The sequence below is a fragment of the Leeuwenhoekiella sp. A16 genome (assembly GCF_047946675.1).
Taxonomy (GTDB): domain Bacteria; phylum Bacteroidota; class Bacteroidia; order Flavobacteriales; family Flavobacteriaceae; genus Leeuwenhoekiella.
Map to the genome: position 1 here is coordinate 1,505,665 of NZ_CP172313.1, position 26,639 is coordinate 1,532,303.

A 26,639-nucleotide genomic window follows, 5' to 3' on the forward strand; every position below is an offset into this window, starting at 1 on the left:
GTCTATTTCAAAATTTGATATGCGGCTAATGCTACAAGATACGCAAAACCGCTCATAAATACCAGTTGTAACACTGGCCATTTCCATGTATTAGTTTCTCTTTTTACGATAGCCAGCGTACTCATACATTGCATCGCAAAGGCATAGAATAACAATAAAGATACTCCGCTGGCAAGGTTAAATAGAGGTCCGCCAAGTACGGGATTTACCTCACCTGCCATTCTGTTTTTGATCGTTTCTTCCTCATCACTTCCCACACTGTAAATTGTCGCCAGCGTACCTACAAAAACTTCACGAGCTGCAAAAGAACTTACAATGGCGATACCAATCTTCCAGTCATAACCCAATGGGCGCACAATAGGTTCAATACCTTTGCCCACATAGCCTATGTAGCTATTTTCTAACTTATATGAGGCAATGTGCTTATCGAGCTCGTTGGCTGCAAATTTCCCTTCCTGCAAGTCCTGTCTGGCGGTTTCTTCCGCTCTCGCGAAATCTTCACCTGGCCCGTTAGATGCAAGCACCCAAAGAACGATAGATATTGCAAGAATTATTTTACCGGCGCCAAGAACAAAGGATTTGGTTTTTTCGATAACATTATAAAGCACGTTCTTAAACAGCGGAAGCTTATAATTAGGCATCTCGATCACAAAGAAAGATTTGCTTTTAATCTTAAGAATATTGTTGAGCAACCACGCAGAAAGTATAGCCGTTGCAAAACCTAACAAATAAAGCAGCATCAATGCAAGACTCTGGTAGTTGAGAAAATAAAGCACGCGCTTATCTGGTATCACTAAAGAAATAATAATAAGATAAACCGGCAAACGTGCAGAGCATGTGGTAAACGGCGTCACAAGAATGGTGATCAATCGCTCTTTCCAGTTCTCAATATTACGCGTTGCCATAATTGCCGGTATCGCACAGGCTGTACCAGAAACCAGAGGCACCACACTTTTACCGCTAAGGCCAAAACGTCTCATGATCCTGTCCATCAGGAAAACCACACGACTCATGTAACCGGTTTCTTCTAAAATCGATATAAATAGGAATAAAAACGCGATTTGAGGTATAAAAATCACAATACCACCCAAACCTGGAATAATACCTTCTGCTACAAGATCTGTAAAAGCGCCCGGCGGCAATGTTGTATCAACCCACTCGCCTATCGCCGCAAATCCCATATCGATAAGATCCATTGGGTATGCAGACCAATCATAGATCGCCTGAAAAATAAGCAGCAAAATCGCAAAGAAAATGATGTAACCCCAGAATTTATGGGTTAATACACGATCTAACCTACTGCGCAAATCTTTCGCGGCAGCGTGATCTATGCGCTGTGTTTCTTTAAGAACGCCGTTAATAAACTGGTATCGAACGATGGTTTCCTTCTGTTGAAGGCGCTTCAGATTGCTTTTACTTTCGGTTTTAAAAGAAGTAATATCGTGCACTTCATTTCTGTCTAACTTACCAAAGTTGACATCCTGAGTTATAACCAGCCAGAGTTTATAAAGATCCTGATTGGGGAAAGCCTTACGTAAACGATCAAAATAATCTGGTGCTATGACAGATGCGTTAACACATGGCTCTGATGAAAGCGTTTTGTACTGCGTAATTAATTCTTTAAGCTCTTCAAAACCTTCATTTTTACGCGAACTAACAAGCGCTATTTTTGTATTTAGCCGCTCTTCCATCGTTTTAATGTCTAGCGTGATGGCTTTGCGCTCCATACGATCTGCCATGTTTATGACAAGAATCGTAGGTATTTTAAGATCTTTTATTTGGGTAAACAGGAGAAGATTACGCTTAAGATTCTCAACATCTGAAACTACAACAGCAACATCTGGATAATCTTTATCATTTTTGTTGAGCATAAGCTCGATAACGACATTCTCATCAAGCGAACTGGCATTTAAACTATATGTGCCGGGAAGATCAAGAATATGGGCTTTTACCCCACGAGGAAGTTTACAAATTCCTTCCTTTTTCTCAACAGTAATCCCCGGGTAATTACCCACCTTCTGGTTAAGACCTGTTAATCGATTAAAAACCGAAGTCTTACCAGTATTTGGATTTCCTATGAGGGCAACGCTAAGCTGTTTACTCATGTTTACAGCTTTTCTATTGCAATATGGTAGGCCGTCTCTTTGCGAATGGCAAGATGACTGCCGTTGATATTTAAATACATGGGGTCTTTAAAAGGCGCAATCTGTACTATCTCTACTTCGTTTCCTGGCAGGCATCCCATCTCAAGTAATTTTAAAGGTACTAAGTCTACCGAAAATTCTTTGATGATGGCTTTCTCTCCGCGTTTTAGATGAGCTAAAGAAGTTATCAATGTGTTTATTTAGATTTAATTTAAACTAGAGCAAAAGTAAAGGAAAAACAAGTTACGAGGAAAGAAAAGTCGCTTAAAATGACTGAAAATCGGGCGGCAATGGCATAAAATTGACTTAAACCGGCAATAACACGTTAATCAGCTTTATTTCTGCGCGCTTCAATCTTCTTTAAAGTCTCAATATCATCAAGTAATTTGTCAATCGCATCAGGATCTGTACCGTCATAAAACCCTCTTATTCTCTTTTCAGGATCTATAAGCATAAAGTTCTCTGTATGTATCATATCATATTTACCACCGTCACCAGTGGTTTTCACCGCCAGATAACTTTTTCGCGCCAGGTCGTAAATATCCTTTTTAGGACCTGTAACAAGATTCCACTTGCTATCATCTACTCCTTTTTCTATGGCATAACGCTTTAATTGCGCTACAGTATCAGTTTCCGGGATAACCGTATGCGACAATAATTTTACCTGATCATCATTTTTAAGCTCTTCCTGTATCTGCTTCATGTGATCTGTCATGATAGGGCAAATTGTCTGGCAAGTTGTAAAAAAGAAATCTGCCACATAAATTTTACCGGCATAATCTTCTTGGGTAACAGTGTCTCCATTTTGGTTAACCAATTGAAAATCGGCTATTCTATGGTATTTTTTCACATCCTGGACCGTAGTATCTACCAGGTCTGCAGCAACCATAGTAGGTTGATAAACCGGGAGACTGGGCGGTGGTTTTAATAATGTATAAATACAATAAAGTATAATGGCAGAGAGTATCGCCATCACTATGGCAAACTTCTTGTACTTAGCAAAAAAGTGTAACATACCTTTCCTTTTGGGATTGCAAAATTACAATGTGAATCGCAGCTAGGCATAGCATATAGCTAAAAACTTACTAATTGACAGAGCGACAAGCCGTATTTCTTTTGTATAGCCAAGGAAAAGGTTACTTTTGTGCACTTTTGAGTTAAAACCCCGCAGATGGATCCATTTTTTGTTAAAGGAATACAACTTTTTTTAAGTCTCTCTATACTTATCATATTACATGAGTTTGGTCACTTTGTACCAGCTCGTCTTTTTGGAATACGCGTAGAAAAATTCTACCTTTTCTTTGATGTTAAATTCTCATTGTTCAAGAAAAAAATTGGCGAGACCGTTTACGGTATTGGCTGGTTACCTCTGGGTGGTTATGTGAAAATTGCCGGAATGATTGATGAAAGCATGGACAAGGAGCAGATGGCAGAAGAGCCTAAACCATGGGAATTTAGAAGCAAACCGGCATGGCAACGACTAATTGTAATGATAGGTGGCGTAACCGTAAATATTATTCTGGGTTGCCTTATTTACATTCTTATAATCGCATACTACGGTAAAGATGTATCAGGACCAGACCAGTTGCCAGATGGTCTGGCTGTGGCCGAAAGCTTTAAGCAGTATGGTTTCCAGGACGGGGACCAGATACTTGAAGTTAACGGTAAGGAGTTTGAAAACAGCGTACAAATAAACCGTTTTCTAATGCTCCGCGATGTTCAGAATGTTACAGTTCAGCACCCAGACGGAAGCACAGAAACCATTAGCATACCAGAAGATATTGGCAGCAAGATGTTTGAAGACGGTGTCGTGGCTCCTTTTTCACCAATTATAAAACCCGTTTTAGACAGTATTGTCCCCGGTACTCCAGCGGCAGAAGGAGGTCTGCAACATGGCGATGTGATCACAGCAGTAGACGGTGAGCAAATAAGCACATGGAATCAGTTTCAGCAAATAAAGCTGGATAATCCAGATAAAAAAGATTTTAGTGTTACTTACAACAGAAATGGAAACGCCCAACAGACTGACATCAGGGTAGGTGAAGATCATGTTTTTGGTGTTTATCCTGAAGTAGGCTACAGTTATAAGCATACAGACTATAGCTTCTACGAGAGCATACCTGCAGGTGTGAGCTATGGCTATTGGGTGCTGCATGATTATGTAGCGCAGTTTAAATACGTTTTCACGAAAAAAGGTGCCACTCAGGTAGGTGGTTTTGGCGCTATCGCCAGCTTATTCCCTAATACCTGGAACTGGCTATCTTTCTGGGAAACAACTGCCCTTATTTCTATAATTCTGGCTTTCATGAACATTTTACCAATTCCCGCACTCGACGGTGGTCATGTCATGTTCTTGTTATATGAGATTATCACCGGAAGAAAGCCAAGCGATAAATTCTTAGAATACGCACAAATGGCCGGTTTCTTTTTACTTATAGCTCTGGTCCTTTTCGCAAACGGAAACGATATTTATAGATGGCTATTTAAGTAGCCTACTAACGATATTTCAAAATAGACCTCTTTTCTTGTGGTCACTTAAAGCTCCTGTTCTCAGGGGCTTTTTTTATTTTTACAATTAAAAAGAAAACAAAAATGCAAGCTGCGATCCAAACACTTTCTACAGCAACAAGTGAGCGCGCAAAAACTCTGCTGGAGCGGCTTCAACTAATAAAAAACAAACCTGAATAAAAGGCTGCTTCACTTGTAAAAAGAAGCTAAAAAATAAGAGCGGCAAATATTTTTTAATTTTAGTTTTGACAGTATTAAAATTTGGGTATATTTGCATCCGCTTACAGAAAAAAGCACAGCTTTAAAATCTGTATCAAATAAGATTACCAACAGATCGATTTGATTTAATAAGCAAAACATAAAAAAATATATTCCTCCTTAGCTCAGTTGGTTAGAGCATTTGACTGTTAATCAAAGGGTCCTTGGTTCGAGCCCAAGAGGGGGAGCTTCAAAGTCCAATCTTTAATTAGGTTGGGCTTTTTTGTTTTATGGCGAGAAGTTTATCCTGAGCGAGGAATGAGCCGAAGGAAGACTAAGAGGGGGAGCAGATTAAGCCTTAACTTTAAAAGTTGAGGCTTTTTTGTTTTTGAGTAGTTCCTTTATATAATATAAACTTCTTTATTATGCCAAATTAAAGCTTCAGGGGAAGGATACCATTTTTCTGAAGTTGGTAAATTAATTTGTTTACCATCAAATTGTGAAAGTGAATAAACTGAATCATTCTCTTCTACAGATCTCGAAACTCGTACAACATAATCTTTGTTTATTGTAATAAGACCTCGATCAAATGCTCGGTGCAAGTTAGGCGACAGACTCAATCCATTAGGAATAGTGTCGTCATTAGAAATACTAAATGGGATGATATGACATGCATCAATCATTTGAGCAGATGAATTTGACATGATCTTCATCCCGGAAATACAACAGGTATAATTGTAAATTTGAGGAACTGTTTTCTTAAAAATTCCACCGCGAATAAAAATTTCTTCTTGAAAATTATCTTTACTCATAGTTCCCTTTAGCGCTATAATTTGTTGCTGATAAACCTCCGTGGGCTCATTCAGTATTTCATTCCGTATCACTATTTCTGTACTACTCTCGTATACGCTCTGTAATTCACTTTTATTAAAATATTCCTGAAGAAGAAATTGAATAATAACATTCCTACTTGATTCTTGTACAAATAAATTGAATAGCTCCCTGTCAATTTCTGCAAAAGCAATAGTTTCTTCTAACTTTTTAAAGCTTTTGATACTACTTGATGCAGTCATAGGAATAGCCATTCCGGGTTTATTAATTAAATACCAAAAGGGTTCACTTCGCATATGGAAAAAAGGCAGAGCGAAATTGGCCTTATGACCCGTAGTCACCAACTTTTGAAAAATATCTCGAAAGGACAGAATTAGATCGCTGCTAATAAAAATTCTGTTAGAAGAAATTATTCCTTTACTTACCAATTCTATTATCGCTAGCAGCAGAATTGGTTTATGAGGAGCGCGGCCAAACCCCTTATTATAGCCACGGTTAAGTGTTCTAAGCTGATGTATATATTTATCAAAAAGGTCTTTATCCACAGAGTGCATTTATTGTCTCAATATAAATATTAATTCCATCTTTTAAGTAACCTATCTTTTACAATTCCTTTCACACCCTAAACCTGTTTTATTTTGTAAACTATGCCGAACACATAATTACAAATGGCAAAAACAGAAAAAACAGCTTCAAAAAGTAATCTCCCCTTATATATTTCAATTGTTCTGGTAGCGGCGCTTGTGCTTAGCTACTTTTTTATTCCGGCTGTAAATCATTTTTTTACAGAAGCCTGGAATGTACTTACCAGCGATGACGAAGCTCGCATAAAAACATGGGTTCAGGGCTTTGGCTGGCTGGGGCCCGTCGTTATAGTTATCGCTATGATCTTACAGATGTTCCTTATTGTGATTCCCTCATTATTACTCATGGTGGTGGCGATATTAGCTTACGGCCCGGTGTGGGGAAGTCTGATTATTCTGGCAGCTGTCTTCAGTGCTTCCAGCGTGGGTTATTTCATTGGGCGATATTTTGGTGATTATATAGTAAACCAAATAATAGGACAAAAAACCAATCAAAAAATCGAAAAATTCTTAGAAAATTATGGTTTTTGGGCGGTGATTATTACGCGTATAAATCCGTTTTTATCTAATGACGCAATAAGTTTTGCCGCAGGAATTTTAAAAATGGGATATTGGAAGTTTATTCTTGCCACTCTGGTAGGTATCGCACCGCTCACGTTGTTTATCGCTATAATTGGTCGAAGCACAGATCAATTAAAAAGCGGGCTCCTATGGGGCTCACTAGTAAGTCTACTGGTTTTCATAGCCTACGTCTGGTGGGACAAGAGAAGAAATACAAACACATCTACCACAGAAAAAGAAAAGCAGAGATCATAACAATAATGAAAGTGTAAAAAACGAACTCTGTAAGGCCAAAATCGGCAAAAACACCCCTAAAAGTGACCACGTAATTATCTTGTGAATTAGAAGATTTACAGTAGTAGCAAACAAAAGGCCACAGATCTATTTTCGCTAAAGCTCGGTTTTCAATTGTGGCTGCTGTAGCCTCACTAGAGTCGGTTAACAGGTAAACCTCATACTTGTTATCGCCCTCAGAGGTGGTGAATCTGGGCGTAATATCAAAACTGTTTACACAGAAAGCGAGCACATTAACCCCCATAAAGATCGAGGCCCAAAGCCAGATTTTCTTAGCTTTCATAAATTGGTTATTGGTTGCCGCAAAATACTTGTACTTTTTCGCGATAAGCAAGGGGAAATTCCCCCTATTCTTACAAATTAACACACAAACCGGTTCATTTTGCCGTGTTAAGATCAAGCTTCACTTTTGTATATTTAGAAAAATTAAATACATGACCTTCCCTTTAAAACTAAAGTACTCAAGCCTTTGTCTCCTCGCGTTTCTGTTAATTTTTAGCACCTCTTCTTATGCTCAAAAAATCAGCAAAAAAGAACGTAAAATCGTCGCTCAGGTCGAAAAAAACAACCTCGATGCTATCAAATTTCTGGAAACGGTTGTTAATGTAAACAGCGGTACTATGAACCCGCAAGGAGTACGTGAAACCGGAAGATTGTATGATAACGCTTTAAGCGAAATAGGCTTCACCACAGAATGGATCGATATGCCAACAGAAATGAATCGCGCAGGTCACCTTTTTGCTACTATTAATGGTGATACCGGTAAAAGAATCCTGCTAATAGGTCATCTCGATACCGTTTTTGAAGAACACAGCGAGTTTCAGAAATTTGAACCTGTAAACGACAGCGTTGCAAAAGGCCCCGGAGCAAATGATATGAAAGGAGGTGATGTGATCATTCTCTATGCACTAAAAGCTCTGCGTGAAGCAGGATTGCTTGATGATGCCCAGATCACTGTTGCGTTAAATGGTGATGAAGAAAGCGCAGGAAAACCTATAAGTATTAGTCGCAAACCACTGGTTGATGCTGCAAAAAGAAGCGATGTTGCTTTATGTTTTGAGACCTCAACCGGGTATGATAAAGCAACGGTGGCCAGACGTGGTTCTTCAGGCTGGAAGGTTGAAGTCACAGGAAAACGGGCACACTCTTCAGGGATTTTTAATGAGTACACCGGCGCAGGAGCAAATTTTGAACTAGCACGTATTCTATATCAATTCTATACAGAAGTGAAAGGTGAAGACCTTTTAACCTTTAACCCGGGAATGATGCTAGGCGGAACAACATTAAATATTGATGCCGAAAAAAGCCGAGGCGAGGTTTTTGGCAAGAGCAATGTTGTTGCACAAACCGCCTATGCAGATGGCGGACTACGATTTATATCTGAAGAGCAAAAAGAAAGAGCTAGAAATAAAATGCGCGAAATTGTAGCAAATAATCTTCCGCAGACCAGTGCTAAGATCACTTTTACAGACAGCTACCCCGCAATGGGCCCCACTGATGCCAATTATGAACTCCTGCATAAACTTGATCAGGTAAGTCAGGATTTGGGTCAGCCAGCAGTAGAAGCTTATGATCCTGGTAAACGTGGTGCAGCAGATATTTCTTTTGTTGCTCAATACCTGGCCTGTCTTGATGGTCTGGGAACAATGGGACGTGGCGCTCATACTCCGGCAGAAACAGTAAACCTTAACACAATAGAGGCACTTACAAAACGTACCGCAATTCTTATCTACAGACTGATTAATGAAAAAAGACCCCAGTCGTAATTTAGCTTAAGCGATTCTATCGCAGAATCAAATAGTTCTTTTTAAACTTATTTCCACCAGATAATAAATCTAGCAGGATAGAAATTCCTAATTTCAACTGTTCTGCGTTGAAAATTCAACATAAAATAGCGATTTTACTGCCCTAAAACCCGATTTTTGATAATCATTTTAGTTATCCTATTTTAGCCTTATGAAAAAAATATTGGCTTACCCGTTAAGCGTTATATTCTATTTAACTTTTGGCCTTGCTTTGGTGATATTTCATCCCATACAGTGGGTGTGCTTTAATTTGTTTGGCTACCAGGCACACAAAAAGAGTGTAGATTATCTCAATTTCTTTCTGCTGCGTAGTCTTAATCTGCTGGGCACAACATTTACCTATAATAATCAGTATACAATAACCCAAGATCAACCTATCATAATAGTTTCTAATCACCAGGGGCAATATGATATTCCGCCCATAGTTTGGTACATGCGCCGGCTGCATCCTAAATTCATAAGTAAAAAGGAATTAGGAAAAGGCATCCCGAGTATTTCATACAATTTACGCCACGGCGGCTCTGCTCTTATTGACAGAAAAGACAAAGGCCAGTCTATTCGCGCCATTAAAAAAATCACCGAAACCGTTAATAAAGAGCACCATTCTGTGGTTATTTTCCCAGAAGGAACGCGCAGCAAAGATGGTATACCACGCGAGTTTGCTCCCGGCGGACTTTCAACCTTATTCAAATTTATGCCCAATGCGATCGTGGTGCCTTTGACCATTCACAATTCGTGGAAGTTGATGCGCTATGGTGCTTTCCCGCTTGATATTGGGGTTAAAGTTTCTCACACGGTGCACGAGCCTATACCTGTTTCCAGTTTACCACCAGAAGAACTCGTTAAGAAAGTGCAGGATATTGTCTTGGCAGACTTTCCCACCATGAGGCATCGCAAAACCGGTCCCACACCTATAAAACCTAAAGATGCATGATAAGCACATTACAATTTTCTGCAGAAGATCTGTATCTAATAAATAAAACACGAGATTTTGTAAAGCAAACCCTTGCAGATGCAGAAGGCGGCCACGATTGGTTTCATACAGAGCGTGTTTATAACAATGCACTGCTTATAGCTCAAGGCGAAAAAGTAAACGGTCTTATTGTTGCTCTTGGGGCTTTGCTACACGATATAGCAGATTCAAAATTTTACAGTGGCGATGAAACAGTAGGGCCTCGTGTGGCTACTGCTTTTCTCATTAAGAACAATGCAGACAGTCAGGTTGTAGATCATGTGGTGCAGATCATTAAGAATATCTCTTTTAAAGGCGGAAACACCGTTAAAGATTTTCATTCTCTGGAGCTTGCCGTGGTGCAGGATGCAGACAGGCTAGACGCAATAGGCGCCATTGGTATCGCCCGTACTTTTAATTATGGTGGGTTTAAAAACAGGAAACTTTACGATCCTGAAATAAAACCCAATTTAAATATGAAGCCAGATGAATACAAAAAATCTACCGCGCCTACCCTTAATCATTTTTACGAAAAACTACTGCTGCTAAAGGATAAAATGAACACAGAAACCGGAAAGCGACTCGCTAAGAAAAGGCACGAATTTATGCAGCTTTATCTTGATCAGTTTTACGCAGAGTGGAATGGGAAGGTTTAGAACAGTTTAAGCTGCCCGTCTTTAAATTGTTCATGGAGTTCTGTATTTAGTGGCGGTATTGTTCGGCCAGCCATGTATTTTTTTCGCGCAAGCTCAATTTGTATCCTAATCTGTTCTGCAAATTCACCTGAGCCACGCATTCTGCGACCAAACTGGGAGTCGTTTAATTTTCCATTATGACATTCGGCTATTTGATGCAACACCTTTTCTGCTCTGTCTGGTAAAGCTTTGCGTATCCAGTCTTCAAAAATTCCCGCAATCGCACCGTTCAGTCTTACCACAGTATATCCTGCAGCCTGGGCACCGCAGTCTGCAGCCCTTTTTACAAGCGGCAAGATCTCGTGGCTGTTTATTCCCGGAATTATAGGCGCAGCCATAACACGCACAGGAATTCCATTTTTTGAAAGCTTTTCTACTGCGTCAAATCGCTTTTTTATTGTTGCTGTTCGCGGTTCAAGCAACCTTCTGGTTTCTTCGCTTAGTGAAGTAATAGAAATATTTACCTGAATAAGATTGTCTGCAGCTAACTCTTTAAGAATATCCAGATCACGCGTGACCAGAGCGTTCTTTGTAATAATCCCCGCCGGGTGGCGATATTTGAGCATTAATTGCAATAATTTGCGGGTAATTTCCAGCTTTTTCTCAATAGGCTGATAACAGTCTGTGTTTCCAGACAAAACAATAGGGTAAGCTTTCCAGCTTTTAGAAGATATCTTTTTCTCAAGTAACCCAACAGCATTTCTCTTTACGAGAATTCTGCTCTCAAAATCCAGCCCGGCATCATAACCCCAATACTCATGAGAGTTACGCGCATAACAATACACACAGCCATGCTCACAACCCTGATACGGATTAAGCGAAAAACCCATCCCTACATCAGGGCTTTCAACTTTGTTTACAATGGTCTTAGGAAATGTATCGAGATATAAAGTTCTTTGATTTTCAGGCTCCTCTCCCTCCTGCTCGCAAAAGTTGAGAAAGTCATCCCGCATCTCATGAGAATGTTCAAAAAACCTGTTATTCACATGCTTTTGAGCTCCTCTTCCCATAATATGATCCCTCTTCTCCATATTGTAAAATTAGGAAATATTCCGAATATATGGAATTTTTACAATTTAAATAATTTGATTATAAAAGGATTAATTATGGAATCAGGATTGCGCCACGCATTGATTACTCTCCGGGAAAATCTGCTTTTCTTTTCTCAAGAAAGGCTGATGTTCCTTCTTTAAAATCTGCTGTACCAAAAGAGTTACCAAAAGCTTCTATTTCTTTTGAAAAACCTTCCTTTTTGGCACCAAAACCGGCATTTATTGCCTCAATAGCCGCTTTTATCGCAACGCCAGAATTTGCAGTTATCTTAGCTCCTATTTTTTCTGCGAGAGGGATGAGACCTTCTTGTGCGGTAACATGATTTATAAGTCCATATTGCAAGGCCTGATTGGCATCTATCATTGCTGCGGTGAAGATCATTTCCATCGCTCTACCCTTGCCTACTAATTGCGGCAATCTTTGTGTACCGCCATATCCCGGTATCAAACCAAGAGATACTTCAGGCAGACCCATTTTTGCGTTATCACTCGCTATGCGAAAATGCGCCGCCATAGCTAATTCTAGTCCGCCACCTAAGGCAAAACCATTAATTGCAGCTATTACCGGCGTACCCAGATTTTCTACAAAATCGAAAAGAAGTTCTTGCCCTTCTTGCGCTAATGCACTTCCCTGATCTGTATTAAAATCTGAAAATTCACTTATGTCTGCTCCTGCAACAAAAGCTTTTTCTCCGCTTCCGGTTAAAATAATAAAGCGGGTTTCCGGGTCATTATCAGCTTTCGCGAAAGCGTCATGCAGCTCCTGAATAGTCTCTTTATTGAGCGCATTGAGCTTTTTAGGTCTATCGATTGTGATTAAAACAAAATTGTCTTCTTCTTGATATTGTAAATTTTGGAAAGACATGCAGGTCGTTTTATGGGTTAAAGTACTGGAAGATTATATTTCAACTTTAGGAAAAGAAACCTTGAAAACAGTGCCTTTTCCCACGCGTGATGTAAAGGTAATGCTTCCTTTACAGGATTCAACAATGTTTTTTACCATGGCCAGGCCAAGGCCCATACCACTGGATTTGGTAGTAAATTTGGGTTCAAATACTCGATTCATATTCTCTTCTGAAATACCGGAACCATTGTCTATAACGAGTATGCAAACCTTATCTTCATCTGTCTTTACCTCAACGCGTATTTGCGGCTGCGCAACACCTTCTGTTGCCTGTATGGCATTTTTAACCAAATTTGTAACCACGCGAATAAGCTGAGTACGATCAAATTTTGCGATAATCTCATTTCTGTCTGCTGCAAAACTGATGTAATGCTCGTTAAAAATATCTAAAGCAAGTTTGGTAACAAAAACAACATTGAGCGTTTCATTTTGCTGCGCGGGCATTTTAGCGAAATTAGAGAACGCCGAAGCGATAGAACTCATCGTATCTATCTGCTGTATAAGCGTATCGCTATATTCATTGAGTTTTTGTTTTATTTGTGGATCTTCAGGGTCAAATCGCTGCTGAAAGCTCTGCACTGTCAATCGCATAGGCGTCAACGGGTTTTTAATCTCATGAGCAACCTGTTTTGCCATTTCGCGCCAAGCTTGTTCGCGCTCTCCCTGAGCCAGTTTTGCTGCACTCGATTCCAGTTCATCTATCATCAGATTATATGCTTTAACCAGATTGCTTATCTCCTCACTGGCATCGTCTATATTTATACGCTGGTTACGCTTATCAATGCGCGTCTCGATCATTTTATCACTTATGGTCTTAAGACTTTTAGTAATGTAACGAGACAGAAAATAAGACAGGCCTATGGCGATCAACAACATAAAAAGATAACCCTCTGCCAAGCGGCGTAAGAACTCATCAAGTTCACGGGTTATAAAATCATCATCCTGAATATAGGGCAGGTTCATAATAGCCAGTGGTTTAAACTGGTTATCATTAATGTAGGTATAAGAAGACTGGTATTTAACCCCATCTTTTTCCATATGAACTACCCAACGCTTTCCTGCGGAATTTGCCAAGCCACTTAAAACGCTTTCTCCTACTTGAGAATCTGAAGTGTCAGCAACGAATCCTTCTTTAGAACTTACCAGCAGATTGCCGTCAAGATCATAAACTTTTATAGGGAGTTTGTGTACATCTGCAATACGGTAGATATCGCTATTCTCACGAAGAATTATTGGGATTTTTGAAGTAATTACCTCGAATGAAGTTCTGTCTAGCACATAACTGATCTCGTCACGTATTTGATCTTCCTTACGCAACAAACGGTCAGAATGATATTCTTCTGCCTCTTCTTTGTATTGTATTACCGCCAGAATACCTATAAGAATAGATGCTCCCAAAATGAGCAGGATCATCGTGAAAAATATGCGTGTGCGTAAAGAAAGCTTGTTTGTTTTCATTAAGCAGGAAGTTAATCAAAAATTGCGCCGTTACGCCTCAGGATTTTTATCGCGTATGCGTTTATAAAGCCGAATACCCAACATTAAAAGTATCGCCAGCCCTACAAGGCCAAATAAACCATACAGCCAGTTCACAGCACTTTTTGTAATAGCGAGAAATATAACGGCGAAAAGAATTAAGGTCGCCCCTTCATTCCAGATACGCATAAATTTTGAGGTATAATTCACTTCACCCCGTTGCAACTGCTTAAATATCTGGTGGTTTTTAAAATGATAAGCAAAAAGCAGAACCACAAAACCCAGCTTGATCTGCATCCATGGAACTTGTACCAACACCGGATTTAAATAGAGCATTATTAAAGCGAAAAGTGTCGCCAAAACCATAGATGGCCAGGTTATAATAAACCAAAGGCGCTTTGCCATTAGTGCCAACTGTTTTCCTAAAATACCACTTTCCGGTTCGGGTTTTTCTGAAGCCTCGATCTGGTAGATAAATAGCCGTGGCATATAAAATAAACCGGCAAACCAGGTCACTATAAAAATCAGGTGCAGGGACTTAAAATACAGGTAATATTGCAAGAATTTCGGGATTTTGATCTAAAAACAAAGGTAGCAAATTCAATTATGTAAACCCGCTACCTCTGCCGTCTTAAACTCGCTTTCGCGAAAGCTTATTTATCTTCTTCTACAAACAGATAATTAAGATCCAGTTCATTAAACTGCTTGTTAAATTCTGAAACCTCATCAGACATAAGTTGGTCAAATTTAGTCAGCTCTGCATTTATCTTTTGAGAAAGTTCATTTTTCACCGCAATATCCTGCTCTGTAGGTGCAAAATCGCCCATACTCACCAAACTGTTTAAATGCGCCAGTTTGTTGGTTAGTTTTATAGGAAAATTCAAAGGATCTTGTCCGCTTTTATTTTGCGTTTGATAAAGTGCCTTTTCTATTTCACCTAATTGTTCCTGTAATTTTTTCGCTTTTAGGCGTAAAGAATCTGTTTTCTTATCGTCCTTATATTGCTCTTGAAAATCCTTGAGTTGTTTATCGATATTTCTTATCTTTTTGATGCTTTTGTGAGCGTGATCAACGGTTTTGTTGACATCGGTTATAAAATCAAACTGCGCCTGCATATCTTCTTTTGAAGCCTCAGCCCGAGGATCTGCCAAAACGGTATAAGATTGAGAATAATCTGTCCCATTTACATTAAGTTTTACCTGATATGTCCCCGGTATTTGCTTTGGCCCGTCTGTACTGGCCCACCATAAGATCATGCCGGGAAGTCGCTCTGCTCCTTCATAGGTCATATCCCAATTGAACTCATTTGCCCCTTCTTTCACTTCAAGGTTATTATCCTTGCTCTTTGTGCTGTAAGATTTGATCGTGTCATTTTTAGCATCAAAATAAGTAATCGAAACACTATCTTTTTTCTCTTCATATTTTGGCAAATAGAAATACGTCATCACTCCTGCGGGATGATTTGTACCTGCATCTGTTAATCCTTTTCTGCTTCCACCTTCCATGCGATAGGTGTCCATAGGTTTAAAAAGAACAGGTTTATTTACATCTTTATCCTGTTTGTATAATTGTCGCAACATAGTAAGATCATCTATAATCCATAGGCTGCGTCCTTGGGTAGCGACAATTAGATTATCATTTTTAATGGCCAAATCTGTAATAGGAACAATAGGAAGATTTAACTGAAAAGCTCTCCAGTTTGCACCATCATCAAATGAAATGTACATCCCCGTTTCTGTACCAGCATAGAGTAAACCTTCCTGTTTAGGGTCTTCTCTAATTACACGGGTGAAATGCTCTGCTCCTATTCCGTTTGTTATTTTCTTCCAGGTTTTACCATAATCTGTGGTTTTGTACAAGTATGGTGCATAATCTCCTTCCTTATATTTAGTTCCTGCGATATAGCATGTACCTTCATTAAAATAACTGGGTTCTATGCTGTTTATCATCATCCACTCGGGCATTCCTTTCGGAGTAACATTTTCCCAATTCTTACCTCCATCTTTTGTAACATGCACTAATCCGTCGTCACTTCCCACCCAAAGCAATCCTTCTTTCAACGGACTTTCATTTGCAGTGAAAATCGTTCCGTAATATTCAACCGAAGTGTTGTCTTGCGTTATTGGTCCACCTGAAGATTTTAATTTTTCAGGATCATTTCGGGTTAAATCAGGACTTAACAATTCCCAACTCTGACCCTCATTTGTTGTTTTATGCACATGGTTAGAAAAAGTGTAAAGCACATTGGGATCGTGACGTGAAAATATGATTGGGAAATTCCACTGAAAGCGGTATTTCATATCCTCAGCTCCGTGGCCCATAGGATTATCCGGCCAGACAGAAACAGAACGCACTGTTTCTGTCTCATGATTTACACGAGTTAAAAAGCCGTCATAACTACCGCCATAAACAATCTCAGGGTTTTCAGGGTCAACCGCGATCCACGCAGATTCTCCTCCTGCTGTACTTTCCCAGTCATCTTCGGTTATGCTGTAACCTGAAGTTCTATGCGGAATTCTCACTGTAGTATTATCCTGCTGAGCTGCATAAATACGATATGGAAATGCACTATCTGTCTCTATTCTGTAAAACTGTGCTGTGGGCTGATTGTGATATGTGCTCCATGTCTCACCACCATCGTAAGTTATCTGTGCGCCTCCGTCATCTCCCATGATCATGCGCTGCGAATTCTCTGGTGAAATCCATAGATCATGATGATCACCGTGTGGGGCATTTGCACCTTCAAAAGTTACACCGCCATCAGTACTTTTATGATAGCTTACATTAAGCACGTAAACAACATCTTCATCTTCTGTATCAGCATAAACTCTTGTATAATACCAGGCACGCTGACGTAAAGAGCGATCGTCATTAACCAGTTTCCAGCTATCTCCCCCGTCATCGCTTCGGTATAAACCACCTTTATCCTTATTTTCTACGATTGCCCAAACACGTTCTGAATCTACCGGCGAAACTGCTACTCCTATAATTCCTAAAGTGTCGGTAGGAAAGCCTTTCTTTTTAGAGATTTCTGTCCAGTTTGCACCGCTATCTGTACTTTTCCACAAAGCTGAGCCTTCGCCACCACTGCTTAAACTATAAGGAGTACGACGGGCATTCCAGGTTGAAGCGTACAAAACTCTTGGATTATTAGGATCAAGAATCAGATCTACAGCTCCTGCATTTTCATTGGCAAAAAGCATTTTGTTCCATGTTTTTCCGCCATCTGTAGTTTTATAAACTCCGCGATCTCGTGTTGGTTTATAAATATCACCTAAAACTGCTGCATAAGCGATATCAGGGTTTGTAGGGTGAATGCGTATTCTTGGAATATGTCTACTGTTATCAAGACCAATATGCGTCCAGGTTTTTCCGGCATCTTCAGATTTGTAAGCACCGTAACCTGAAGAAACATTCCCTCGCAGGGTTTGTTCACCACCGCCTACGTAAATTACATTATGATCACTGGCCGCCACAGAAACAGCACCTATGCTTCCGCCAAAAAAGCCATCAGAAATATTTTCCCATTCACTACCACCGGTTTTTGTGCGCCAGACGCCACCGCCCGTTGCGCCAAAGTAAAAGAGATTAGGCTCACCGGGAACACCAGTAACTGCCGCACTTCGCCCACCACGAAACGGACCAATAAGCCTGTATTCTAAAGCACCATAAAGAGATTTGTCAAAATTTTGGGCAGAAAGTAAACAAGAAGATGTACTTAGTGCAATAAGAACTAAGCTAAGTAATAATTTGCGCATACGAGAGGTTTAGACGTTTAACGCAAACTAAAATACGCATTCCTACGTATTAAGCCACCTCCGGTTTTAATTTTAATCTTATTTCCCGATTTAAAAAGTAAGCAGTAATAATCGTTGAAAGCACATCTGCCAGCGGGAAAGAAACCCAAACCCCGGTTTCACCAAAAAATTGGGGCAGAATTAAAACCAGTGGAATAAAGAAAAAACCTTGTCTGGTAAGTGTAAGTAATAGAGCCGGAACTGCCTTTCCTATCGCCTGAAAATAGGCAGAACCAATAAGCTGAATCCCAATTATGGGAATTGCAGAAAACACCCAGCGCATCGCCGCCGGTGTATCGCGTATTACGCTAGCGTCGGTTGTAAAAACCTTTACGATAGATTCCGGGAAGATCATGATTAGAATAAAAACAATAAGCGCTACTCCACCCGCATATAAAATAGCTTTGTTGATGCTTTCGCGAACGCGGGCAAAATTTTCTGCTCCGTAATTATAGCCTGCAATAGGCAAAAATCCCTGTGTGACGCCTAAAACAGGGAATAATGCAAACATGAGCATACGCCCGATTATCGCATATACAGTTACTGAAGATTCGCCTCCCAGATTGTACAGAATATTGTTCATCAATAAATAAGTGGTACTTACAACAGCCTGACGAGCGAGTGTTACAAAACCGAGAGCAGACATTTCCTTAAGAATAGGCATATCAAGCCCAAAATGCCCAAAATTGATTTTTAACTGCGAATTCTTACTCAGGAAATACCACAAAATATAACCGAAACAAAACACATAAGAAATAGTAGTAGCCCAGGCCGCGCCTTCCATTCCCATATCCAGAAGATTGATAAGAATATAATCAAGAATAAGATTTCCCACTGAAGGAATTATCATGGCGATCATGGCAAATTTAGGATTGCCTTCTGCCCGTATCACATTATTTCCCATCATGGCAAAAGCCAAAATAGGCACACCATACAGAACGATACGGTAATAGATTTTGGCAGGTTCAAAAATATCACCTTTCCCACCAAACGCCGGAATGATATCATTGATAAAAATCAGCCCGAAGATCACCATTATACTCGTTAAGAGAAAGGTAATTGTGACTTGATTACCAAATGTTTTTAAAGCGCGCTCTTTATCTCCGCTTCCCAAAGCACGGGAAATTATAGAAGAACCTCCTATCCCAATCGCCATACCCAAAGCCGCGATAAAAAAAGAAACCGGAAGCACCACATTGATTGCGGCAATAGCAATAGAACCTATCCAGTTGCCCACAAAAATTGTGTCTACCAGAATATTGAGAGACATCACTAAAATACCAATTGACGAGGGTACCGCCTGTTTTACAAGTAGCGTACTTATGGGTTCAATGCCTAAAGCATCAGATTTATTTATCTCTTTCAACTGAAATTATGTTTTCAACGATTTTAATATTCTGCGGAAGATTATTAGTAGCTATTTCCCAAATAATTTTTGGAATCATATTGAAGTAAGCGTGACTGGCTTGATTTCTTAAAGCATACATTTCAGCCCATGGTAATTCAGGATATTCAGATTTTATACGAGCCGGAATATTTTTTGAGGCTTCTCCTATGATTTCAAAATTTCTGATAACAGCATCTACGGTGCGCTCATCTTCTACAAAACTTTCATAAATATAACCTTCTAAATACTGAATGATTTTACGCATTGCCAAATGCATATCTTGTAAATACATTAGAGAATTACGCTGGTCATTTTTCCGCATTAAATGTAATTTACATGGGTAAGAATATCTTTTTTAAGCTGTTCCTTTATGCCATCTTTGGTAACAAGGTCTATTTTTCTTTGGAAAATTTGCTCGAGATAAAGCTGAAGCGAAAAGAATTTCCAACCTAAAGGTCTTTCGAAATTTACCAAAATATCAATATCACTAGATTCAGTAGATTCATTGCGCGCAACCGACCCAAAAACACCTATTTCACTTACACCGAATTCCTTAAATAAATATGGCTTCAGACTCTTAAGTTTTTCTAGTATCTCTTTTTGATCAAGCATAAAAACCATATATTAATTCTAGTAAAGATAATTCATAGCCGTAATAAAACAGAGTAACTTTTTCCAGTTTAAGCCAAACCTGAAATTCTACTTTTAGAAGAGCCTTTAATATAATTAAGCGATTGCTTTTGCAGGCTCTACTATCGCCCAGTCATTGATCCAGGTTGCCATAACATGAGTCCAGTCGTCACGGTCATTTAAGCAAGGTATAACAGAAAACTCTTTCCCTCCTACTTCGTGAAAGATCTCTTCACCTTCCATCGCGATTTCCTCGAGTGTTTCTAAGCAATCACTAACAAAAGCCGGAGTTACAATTGCCATTTTTTTAATGCCTTCTTTACCAAAACGCTCGATGGTGCGATCTGTATACGGTTGCAACCAGGGGTCAAAACCTAATCGGGATTGAAATGAAGTAAAGTAAGTACCTTCTTCCAGGTTTAATGCTTCTGCAACCTGTCGCGTGGTTTCATAACATTGATGTCTATAACAAAACTGATGTGCCGCTGATGGTGACTGACAACAAGTTCCGTCTATTTTACAATGACTTTTAGTGACATCGCTTTTGCGAATATGTCTTTCCGGGACACCGTGATAACTAAAAACCAACTTTTCGTAATCAAGATTCTCCAGCTTTTCTCCTATACTTTTCGCCAAAACCTCAACATATTCAGGTTTGTTATAAAAAGGAGGGAGATTTGAGAATTTCATATGCGGAAAGTGCTCTTTTCTTAATTCCTCTGCCAAAACGAGAATAGTTTCTGTGGTAGCCATAGCAAACTGAGGATACAACGGAATAATCAAAACCTCATCTACTCCTTGCGCATTAAGTTCGTCAAGACCTGATTTAATATTTGGAGTTCCATAACGCATGGCAAGACTAACGGGAACATCAACTTTCTGTTGCACTTTTGCCTGTAATCTTTCAGATAATACGATAAGTGGTGAACCTTCTTCCCACCAAATCTTAGAATACGCTGCGGCAGATTGTTTAGGTCTGGTGTTTAAAATGATTCCTTTTACGAGAATAGTTCGGGCCCAGTTAGGCAGATCTATCACCCGCTCATCCATTAAAAATTCACCTAGATATTTTTTTACGTCTTTGGGGTTTGTACTATCCGGGGAGCCCAGATTAACAAGCAATACGCCTTTTTTCATTGTTCAATTTTTTCTATTGCAAAACTAAATGATATTGTTAAATTCTATCATCTGGTTTAATAAGATTTGTCAATGCCGCAATTAAATTTTAACTAGGTCAATGACTGAATATATTTTTTTGGCGTTGTGCCATATTGTTTTTTAAATGCAGCTATAAAATGACTGGCGGTACTATATCCCACTTTTAAACCCACTTCATTTACATTATGTGATCCTGTCGCCAAAAGTTGCCTGGCAACTTCCATTTTATAATCAAACAGAAAACTATACACAGAATCACCATAAATCTGCTTAAAACCTTCCTTAAGTTTATTAATACTCAACCCGATCTCATCTGCCAATTCCTGCAAAGAAGGCGGTTCTGCCATGCGATTAAGTATGATTGTTTTTGCTTTTTTTATTTTTGCCACATTTTCTTCATCTACCAGAAATGGGCATTGCTCAACATCTACATCTTCCGGGCGATTAAAGTATAAACTGAGTAACTCGTAAGCTTTCCCTTTAAAATAAAGTGGTTTTATCGAAGCGTGCAGATTGTAGTTCATTAACTGGTTAAGCACGATTGCCATAGATGGCGAAATGCTTCCATCTTTATAATACTTACGATCCTTGTTCTCACCACTTAAAAATGTGATATAGTTAGCCTCGTTTGAAAAAAGAGAATGGAATTTTTTTATGGAAATTAAGATCGAAATAATCCACGATCCTGCATTTATTTCAACATCCATAGGTAAATCCCGCTGCGGATTGTACAAAAGCAACGAATTTTCTTCCTGAAGCGGAAGCGTATAATTCCCTGTATTAAAATTGAAAACAGCAGAGCCTTTCGCACAAAAATGAAACTGAATATAGGTGCTATCTACCTCTCTCTGTACATGTTGTGCCTCACTTTCTTCGTTATTAAATTTAAGTATAGAAAAACCTTCTTCAATAGTAGTTTCTTCATATAAACTTCTAGCGATACTTTCCTGTGGTGCGCTCACTTTCTTTTAAGGTTTTTATTTAGATTACGTCTAAATTGAAGCTAACATCAATTTCTTAGAACGATACTAAATTAGGCTATTTCCAAGATTATGAGAAAAAATAGAGCCCAAAATTCGGCTATCGTTAAAAATCATACCTCTAGCGTTACTTTATGTAATATGGTGAGTATACATTTGCACTCTTGATTATGAGCACAAACGGCAAGCGACATTTTTATCCTTCCTACTCCGGCGATTTTTATGCAATAGGTCTTAGTTACCTAAAAGCAGATGCCGAGATAAGAGGTCATTTTAGTGTAGACACTCCCACACAAGAGCGCATACTTTTAAAAGCGCAGGAAAAGGGAATTGCCGGTCTCACCATTATTTCTACTTGTAATCGCACAGAACTTTATGGTTTTGCCCACAAACCTGAAGAACTTGTTGAGTTACTTTGCGAGCATACGCAGGGTACGATAAGCGAGTTTAACAGCGTTTGTTATTCTTACAAAAATGAGGAAGCCGTTGATCACCTTTTTAAAGTTGGTACAGGCCTAGACAGTCAGATCTTAGGAGATTTTGAGATTATAAGTCAGTTAAAAGCAGGATTCAAGCGTTCTAAAAAATTAAAATTGGTCAATCCTTTTATGGAGCGACTTATTAATGCGGTGATACAATCCAGTAAGCGCATTAAAAATGAAACCAATATTTCAAGCGGAGCCACTTCTGTGAGTTTTGCTTCGGTACAATATATTCTTGCTCGAGTTCCTTATGTTTCTGAAAAGAAAATATTGCTTTTCGGTACGGGAAAAATCGGTCGAAACACCTGTGAAAACCTCATAAAACACACAAAAAACGACCATATTACCCTTATAAATCGCACAAAAGATAAAGCTGAAAAAATTGCCGGAAAATTCAACCTTATTGTTGAAGATTACGCAAATATTCAGGCAGAGATCGCTCAGGCAGATGTGCTGATCGTTGCAACCGGAGCGCACAAACCCACGATTTCAAAAGAGCTTTTATATATTAAAAAACCGCTTCTTATTCTCGATCTTTCTATTCCTAAAAATGTAGATGAGAATGTTAAGCAGGTTCCCGGCGTCACGCTTGTTCATCTTGATCAATTGTCTAAAATGACAGACGAGACTTTAAACCGCCGCAAAGAACAGGTGCCAAAAGCTCGGGCTATAAACGCAGAAATTCAAGCCGAATTCTACGAGTGGCTGCAGGCGAGACAATTTGCACCTACGATTAAAGCTTTAAAAAGTAAACTTTCTGATCTTAAACTGGCCGAAATTGACAACCAGCGTCGCAAGCTTGTAGATTTTAATGAAGAGCAAGCGGAAATTATTAGCGAGCGCATTATTCAGAAAATAACTACTCAATTTGCTAAACACTTAAAAGATGAAGCAGTGCCACAAGCTGAGAGCCTGGCGCTTATTCAACAAGTGTTTAAACTTCAAAAACATTAGTCTTGAGCAAGATCATACGCATAGGCACACGCGACAGTCAACTGGCGCTTTGGCAGGCTAATACCGTAAAAGATAAACTGGAAGCTTTAGGTTTTAAAACCGAACTAACGCCGGTAAAATCTACAGGCGATCTTATTCTTGACCAACCGCTGTACGAATTTGGCATAACAGGTATTTTTACTAAAACACTCGATATTGCTATGATAAATGGCGATATTGATATCGCAGTTCACTCTATGAAAGATGTGCCAACGCAGCTGCCAAAAGGCATTGTGCAAGCGGCAGTTCTTGAGCGCGCTCCCAGCGAAGATATTCTGGTTCATAAATCAGGTGAAAATCTGAGAGAAGATTTAGCTAAAAACTGCACGATTGCAACAGGAAGCTTACGTAGAAAAGCACAATGGCTGCATCGTTACCCACATCATACTTTAACCGATTTAAGAGGAAACGTAAACACGCGACTACAGAAATTACAGGACAATAACTGGACGGGTGCAATTTTCGCGAAAGCGGGATTAGAAAGAATAAATCTCAAGCCCGAAAATAATATCATTCTTAACTGGATGATTCCCGCTCCTGCGCAAGGAGCAATGGTAATCGCCGCGATGGAAAACGATCAATTTTCTCGTGATGCCTGCGGCAAATTAAACCATCACGCTTCAGAAATTGCAACTACAGTAGAACGTGAATTTTTACGCGAACTTGAAGGTGGTTGTACCGCCCCAATTGGTGCTTTGGCCGAAATAAAAGATCAAACCATACATTTTAAAGGTGCGCTTTTTAGCCTTGACGGAAAGCGTAAAATCGAAGTAGAAAAAACAATCGACCTCAACAAAAACTACCATTTTGGAAGAAAATGTGCAGTTGTGATCTTGGAAAACGGCGGTCGTGAATTAATGGCAGAGATAAAATCCCAAATATAATCCTCACCCCCGCCCTTGCATTCCTCTCGCGAAAGCTGGTCGGATGCAGAAATGGAGAGGGGCGTAATACAAATTGAGCTAATAAAAGATTTCAAATTGAAGATTACCAAAACCAAACTCGCAAGATTGCTCAGACAAGAGCAAACAGAAGCCGAAAAAGAGCTTTGGGAGTTATTGCGTAATCGAAAATTTGAAAATCTTAAGTTTCGTCGCCAACATCCCCTTAAAGATTATATAGTTGACTTCTATTGTAAAGAACTGAATCTTATAATTGAACTCGATGGTGGCTATCATAATGATCCTGAGCAAAGGGAAAAAGACGAATTAAGAGATCGTCATTTACAGCTTTTAGGCTACAGAACTTTACGCTTTAAAAATGAAGCTGTTTTCGACAATCAGGATGAAATATTCAAATCTATTTTAGATGCAAAACAAACTCCCTCTCCGTTGGGAGAGAGTCGGGGTGAGGGCATTACTCTCCTTTCAACAAAAAAACTGAAACCCAATCAAAAAGAACTCATTCTTAATGCGGGTTTATCTTTTGTTGAATACGATGCGATAAAGACTGAAAGTATTCCTTTTGAAATTCCTCACGAACTCAAAAACGCTATTTTCACCAGTCAAAATGCTGTCAACGCATATTTGAAGCAATCAGCAAAACTCCCCTCTCTGGTGGGAGAGGGGCTGGGGGTGAGGGCCTTCTGCGTAGGGGAAAAAACAAAAGAACTCCTCGAAAAAAACGGCTTAAAAGTCGTCGAAATCGGGGAAAATGCTTCAAAATTGGGCGAAAAAATAGCAAAATCGTATAAAAGCCAGTCGTTTTACTTTTTCACAGGAAATAAAAGGAGAAACGAACTTCCACAAATTTTAGCCGATTCAAACGTAGAATTAACCGAGATTGAAGTTTACAAAACCAGCTTGAACACTAAACAATTTCGCCAAAACTTTGATGGTATTTTATTTTTTAGTCCAAGTGGTGTGCAGAGCTTTGCGACCCATAATAAATTTGGCGAAAGCCTCGCCGTATGCATAGGAAACACAACCGCCACAGAAGCCAAAAAACATACTCAACATATAGAAATCGCTAACTCCACATCAGTTGAAAGCGTAATTGCAAGAGCAGTAAAAGTTTTTAAAAATAATTAGAAAGCATGAGAATGCAGACCTGCAAGGTATGGCCGCAGGCTTCCTTGTAGGTCTCAAAGGTTGGTCTCAAATTGATTGAAAGAACATGGAAAAAACAGTGCAACAAGTGCCACAAAAAATAAAAAACGATCTCTTTTTAAAAGCCCTAAAAGGTGAAACAGTAGAGCGCCCGCCGGTATGGATGATGCGTCAGGCAGGACGTTATTTACCTGAATTCATGGAGCTTAAAGCGAAATATGATTTTTTTACGCGCTGCCAGACACCAGAACTTGCCAGTGAGATCACCGTACAGCCCATACGCCGTTACGGGATGGATGCCGCGATTTTGTTCAGCGATATACTTGTGATTCCGCAGGCGATGAATATTCATGTTGAGATGAAACCAGGTGAAGGCCCGTGGTTGCCAGAGCCTATACGTAAACCTTCAGATCTTGATCGTGTGATCGTACCAGACATTCACGATACGCTGGGTTATGTGATGGAAGCGATAAAAATGACTAAAGAAAAACTTGATAATGAAGTTCCGTTAATAGGTTTTGCTGGTTCGCCATGGACGATTCTATGCTATTGTGTGCAGGGAAAAGGCTCTAAGAATTTTGATAAGGCAAAAGAATTTTGCTTCACCCAACCACAAGCTGCTCACATATTGCTGCAAAGAATTACAGATACCACAATTCTTTATTTAAAGGAAAAAGTAAAAGCCGGCGTAAATGCGGTGCAGGTTTTTGATAGCTGGGGTGGCATGCTATCGCCTACAGATTATCAGGAATTTAGTTGGAAATATATTCAGCAGATTATTGACGCTTTAAAAGACGAAGCACCCGTGATCGCATTTGGTAAAGGTTGCTGGTTCGCTCTGGGCGAAATGGCAAAAAGCGGCGCTTCAGCTCTGGGAATTGACTGGACATGCAGTGCACGTAATGCGCGTTACCTTACTGGTGGAGAAATTACGCTTCAGGGAAATTTTGATCCCTCAAGGTTGCTTTCGCCCCCGAGCGAGATTAAAAAAATGGTGCATCAAATGATCAATGAGTTTGGTAAAGACCGCTATATCGTGAATTTGGGTCATGGCATTTTACCTAATATTCCGCTGGAAAATGCAAAAGCGTTTATCGATGCAGTGAAAGAATACAAACAAGATTAATGATCTGGCAACGGCTAAAATCGGTAAGTATTAA

General features: G+C 39.5%; 24 protein-coding genes and 1 tRNA gene. 10 read left to right on the forward strand and 15 right to left on the reverse strand.

The features are described 5' to 3' along the window. Positions 1 to 2: 2 nt before the first annotated feature. From feoB to ACH3O9_RS06415, 3 genes are all read right to left on the reverse strand, one after another. Positions 3 to 2,105, reverse strand: coding sequence for a ferrous iron transport protein B (gene feoB / locus ACH3O9_RS06405; protein WP_416445434.1), 2,103 nt, complete (start codon positions 2,103 to 2,105; stop codon positions 3 to 5). Between the two features lie 2 nt (positions 2,106 to 2,107). Then, positions 2,108 to 2,335, reverse strand: coding sequence for a FeoA family protein (locus tag ACH3O9_RS06410; RefSeq protein WP_416445436.1), 228 nt, complete (start codon positions 2,333 to 2,335; stop codon positions 2,108 to 2,110). A gap of 134 nt (positions 2,336 to 2,469) precedes the next feature. Next, a complete protein-coding gene (locus ACH3O9_RS06415; protein ID WP_416445438.1) occupies positions 2,470 to 3,159 on the reverse strand; it encodes an SCO family protein in 690 nt (229 codons plus the stop codon). A gap of 156 nt (positions 3,160 to 3,315) precedes the next feature. On the opposite strand from ACH3O9_RS06415, the gene rseP reads away from it, so the two are divergent. After that, positions 3,316 to 4,635, forward strand: a complete 1,320-nt coding sequence (gene rseP, locus ACH3O9_RS06420) for an RIP metalloprotease RseP (protein WP_416445440.1) — start codon at positions 3,316 to 3,318, stop codon at positions 4,633 to 4,635. 389 nt (positions 4,636 to 5,024) lie between these two features. Continuing rightward, a tRNA-Asn gene (locus tag ACH3O9_RS06425) sits at positions 5,025 to 5,098 on the forward strand. 153 nt (positions 5,099 to 5,251) lie between these two features. Here ACH3O9_RS06425 and ACH3O9_RS06430 read toward each other — a convergent pair. After that, complete coding sequence (locus tag ACH3O9_RS06430) at positions 5,252 to 6,226, reverse strand: HNH endonuclease (protein ID WP_416445442.1); 975 nt, start codon at positions 6,224 to 6,226, stop codon at positions 5,252 to 5,254. A 123-nt stretch (positions 6,227 to 6,349) separates the two neighbouring features. Between ACH3O9_RS06430 and ACH3O9_RS06435 the strand changes: the two genes are divergently transcribed. Next, the gene (locus ACH3O9_RS06435; RefSeq protein ID WP_416445444.1) at positions 6,350 to 7,081 is read left to right on the forward strand and encodes a TVP38/TMEM64 family protein; all 732 of its coding nucleotides are present in this window, start codon (positions 6,350 to 6,352) and stop codon (positions 7,079 to 7,081) included. Here ACH3O9_RS06435 and ACH3O9_RS06440 read toward each other — a convergent pair. Beyond that, positions 7,050 to 7,403, reverse strand: a complete 354-nt coding sequence (locus ACH3O9_RS06440; protein WP_416445446.1) for a hypothetical protein — start codon at positions 7,401 to 7,403, stop codon at positions 7,050 to 7,052. The genes ACH3O9_RS06435 and ACH3O9_RS06440 overlap by 32 nt on opposite strands. Positions 7,404 to 7,554: 151 nt before the next feature. Between ACH3O9_RS06440 and ACH3O9_RS06445 the strand changes: the two genes are divergently transcribed. From ACH3O9_RS06445 to ACH3O9_RS06455, 3 genes are all read left to right on the forward strand, one after another. Next, entirely contained in the window at positions 7,555 to 8,886 is a 1,332-nt protein-coding gene (locus tag ACH3O9_RS06445; protein WP_416445448.1) for a M20/M25/M40 family metallo-hydrolase, read from the forward strand. A 190-nt stretch (positions 8,887 to 9,076) separates the two neighbouring features. Next, positions 9,077 to 9,859: a lysophospholipid acyltransferase family protein gene (locus ACH3O9_RS06450; RefSeq protein WP_416445450.1), complete on the forward strand. Its 783-nt coding sequence runs from the start codon at positions 9,077 to 9,079 to the stop codon at positions 9,857 to 9,859. Further along, a complete protein-coding gene (locus ACH3O9_RS06455) occupies positions 9,856 to 10,533 on the forward strand; it encodes an HD domain-containing protein (RefSeq protein WP_416445452.1) in 678 nt (225 codons plus the stop codon). Before ACH3O9_RS06450 ends, ACH3O9_RS06455 begins: the two co-directional genes overlap by 4 nt. Here ACH3O9_RS06455 and ACH3O9_RS06460 read toward each other — a convergent pair. The 10 genes from ACH3O9_RS06460 to ACH3O9_RS06505 form a co-directional block, all read right to left on the reverse strand. Further along, on the reverse strand, positions 10,530 to 11,603 hold the full coding sequence (locus tag ACH3O9_RS06460) for a PA0069 family radical SAM protein (RefSeq protein ID WP_416445454.1): 1,074 nt from the start codon (positions 11,601 to 11,603) through the stop codon (positions 10,530 to 10,532). The two genes, ACH3O9_RS06455 and ACH3O9_RS06460, sit on opposite strands and share 4 nt — an antisense overlap. 103 nt (positions 11,604 to 11,706) lie before the next feature. Continuing rightward, the gene (locus tag ACH3O9_RS06465) at positions 11,707 to 12,489 is read right to left on the reverse strand and encodes an enoyl-CoA hydratase/isomerase family protein (protein WP_416445456.1); all 783 of its coding nucleotides are present in this window, start codon (positions 12,487 to 12,489) and stop codon (positions 11,707 to 11,709) included. 33 nt (positions 12,490 to 12,522) lie between these two features. Continuing rightward, a complete protein-coding gene (locus ACH3O9_RS06470; RefSeq protein WP_416445458.1) occupies positions 12,523 to 13,986 on the reverse strand; it encodes an ATP-binding protein in 1,464 nt (487 codons plus the stop codon). A 30-nt stretch (positions 13,987 to 14,016) separates the two neighbouring features. Next, positions 14,017 to 14,565, reverse strand: a complete 549-nt coding sequence (locus tag ACH3O9_RS06475) for a CopD family protein (RefSeq protein WP_416445460.1) — start codon at positions 14,563 to 14,565, stop codon at positions 14,017 to 14,019. A 92-nt stretch (positions 14,566 to 14,657) separates the two neighbouring features. Further along, on the reverse strand, positions 14,658 to 17,762 hold the full coding sequence (locus ACH3O9_RS06480) for a VPS10 domain-containing protein (RefSeq protein ID WP_416445462.1): 3,105 nt from the start codon (positions 17,760 to 17,762) through the stop codon (positions 14,658 to 14,660). Positions 17,763 to 17,811: 49 nt separating this feature from the next. Then, positions 17,812 to 19,167 (reverse strand): MATE family efflux transporter, encoded by a 1,356-nt coding sequence (locus tag ACH3O9_RS06485; protein ID WP_416445464.1) that lies wholly within the window; start codon positions 19,165 to 19,167, stop codon positions 17,812 to 17,814. Next, positions 19,151 to 19,510 (reverse strand): DUF86 domain-containing protein, encoded by a 360-nt coding sequence (locus tag ACH3O9_RS06490; RefSeq protein ID WP_416445466.1) that lies wholly within the window; start codon positions 19,508 to 19,510, stop codon positions 19,151 to 19,153. The genes ACH3O9_RS06485 and ACH3O9_RS06490 overlap by 17 nt, the downstream gene beginning before the upstream one ends. Further along, a complete protein-coding gene (locus ACH3O9_RS06495) occupies positions 19,510 to 19,800 on the reverse strand; it encodes a nucleotidyltransferase family protein (RefSeq protein ID WP_416445468.1) in 291 nt (96 codons plus the stop codon). Before ACH3O9_RS06495 ends, ACH3O9_RS06490 begins: the two co-directional genes overlap by 1 nt. Positions 19,801 to 19,914: 114 nt before the next feature. Further along, positions 19,915 to 20,955 (reverse strand): ferrochelatase, encoded by a 1,041-nt coding sequence (gene hemH / locus ACH3O9_RS06500; protein WP_416445470.1) that lies wholly within the window; start codon positions 20,953 to 20,955, stop codon positions 19,915 to 19,917. A 92-nt stretch (positions 20,956 to 21,047) separates the two neighbouring features. Next, positions 21,048 to 21,938: a helix-turn-helix domain-containing protein gene (locus ACH3O9_RS06505; RefSeq protein ID WP_416445472.1), complete on the reverse strand. Its 891-nt coding sequence runs from the start codon at positions 21,936 to 21,938 to the stop codon at positions 21,048 to 21,050. A 188-nt stretch (positions 21,939 to 22,126) separates the two neighbouring features. On the opposite strand from ACH3O9_RS06505, the gene hemA reads away from it, so the two are divergent. The 4 genes from hemA to hemE all read left to right on the forward strand — a co-directional run bounded on the left by hemA (position 22,127) and on the right by hemE (position 26,605). Then, a complete protein-coding gene (gene hemA, locus ACH3O9_RS06510; protein WP_416445474.1) occupies positions 22,127 to 23,392 on the forward strand; it encodes a glutamyl-tRNA reductase in 1,266 nt (421 codons plus the stop codon). A gap of 2 nt (positions 23,393 to 23,394) precedes the next feature. Continuing rightward, positions 23,395 to 24,315 carry a hydroxymethylbilane synthase gene (hemC, locus tag ACH3O9_RS06515; protein ID WP_416445476.1) on the forward strand — a complete coding sequence of 307 codons (921 nt, stop codon included), beginning with the start codon at positions 23,395 to 23,397 and terminating at the stop codon, positions 24,313 to 24,315. Between the two features lie 96 nt (positions 24,316 to 24,411). Then, positions 24,412 to 25,461: a DUF559 domain-containing protein gene (locus ACH3O9_RS06520; RefSeq protein ID WP_416445478.1), complete on the forward strand. Its 1,050-nt coding sequence runs from the start codon at positions 24,412 to 24,414 to the stop codon at positions 25,459 to 25,461. Positions 25,462 to 25,546: 85 nt separating this feature from the next. Beyond that, positions 25,547 to 26,605 carry a uroporphyrinogen decarboxylase gene (gene hemE, locus ACH3O9_RS06525; protein WP_416445480.1) on the forward strand — a complete coding sequence of 353 codons (1,059 nt, stop codon included), beginning with the start codon at positions 25,547 to 25,549 and terminating at the stop codon, positions 26,603 to 26,605. Positions 26,606 to 26,639: the final 34 nt, after the last annotated feature.

Coding starts and splice junctions, on each gene's coding strand:
- feoB (WP_416445434.1), bottom strand. CDS start 2,105: ATGAGTAAACAGCTTAGCGTTGCCCTCATAGGAAATCCAAATACTGGT.
- ACH3O9_RS06415 (WP_416445438.1), bottom strand. CDS start 3,159: ATGTTACACTTTTTTGCTAAGTACAAGAAGTTTGCCATAGTGATGGCG.
- rseP (WP_416445440.1), top strand. CDS start 3,316: ATGGATCCATTTTTTGTTAAAGGAATACAACTTTTTTTAAGTCTCTCT.
- ACH3O9_RS06435 (WP_416445444.1), top strand. CDS start 6,350: ATGGCAAAAACAGAAAAAACAGCTTCAAAAAGTAATCTCCCCTTATAT.
- ACH3O9_RS06440 (WP_416445446.1), bottom strand. CDS start 7,403: ATGAAAGCTAAGAAAATCTGGCTTTGGGCCTCGATCTTTATGGGGGTT.
- ACH3O9_RS06445 (WP_416445448.1), top strand. CDS start 7,555: ATGACCTTCCCTTTAAAACTAAAGTACTCAAGCCTTTGTCTCCTCGCG.
- ACH3O9_RS06450 (WP_416445450.1), top strand. CDS start 9,077: ATGAAAAAAATATTGGCTTACCCGTTAAGCGTTATATTCTATTTAACT.
- ACH3O9_RS06455 (WP_416445452.1), top strand. CDS start 9,856: ATGATAAGCACATTACAATTTTCTGCAGAAGATCTGTATCTAATAAAT.
- ACH3O9_RS06460 (WP_416445454.1), bottom strand. CDS start 11,603: ATGGAGAAGAGGGATCATATTATGGGAAGAGGAGCTCAAAAGCATGTG.
- ACH3O9_RS06465 (WP_416445456.1), bottom strand. CDS start 12,489: ATGTCTTTCCAAAATTTACAATATCAAGAAGAAGACAATTTTGTTTTA.
- ACH3O9_RS06470 (WP_416445458.1), bottom strand. CDS start 13,986: ATGAAAACAAACAAGCTTTCTTTACGCACACGCATATTTTTCACGATG.
- ACH3O9_RS06480 (WP_416445462.1), bottom strand. CDS start 17,762: ATGCGCAAATTATTACTTAGCTTAGTTCTTATTGCACTAAGTACATCT.
- ACH3O9_RS06490 (WP_416445466.1), bottom strand. CDS start 19,510: ATGCGGAAAAATGACCAGCGTAATTCTCTAATGTATTTACAAGATATG.
- ACH3O9_RS06495 (WP_416445468.1), bottom strand. CDS start 19,800: ATGCTTGATCAAAAAGAGATACTAGAAAAACTTAAGAGTCTGAAGCCA.
- hemH (WP_416445470.1), bottom strand. CDS start 20,955: ATGAAAAAAGGCGTATTGCTTGTTAATCTGGGCTCCCCGGATAGTACA.
- hemA (WP_416445474.1), top strand. CDS start 22,127: ATGAGCACAAACGGCAAGCGACATTTTTATCCTTCCTACTCCGGCGAT.
- hemE (WP_416445480.1), top strand. CDS start 25,547: ATGGAAAAAACAGTGCAACAAGTGCCACAAAAAATAAAAAACGATCTC.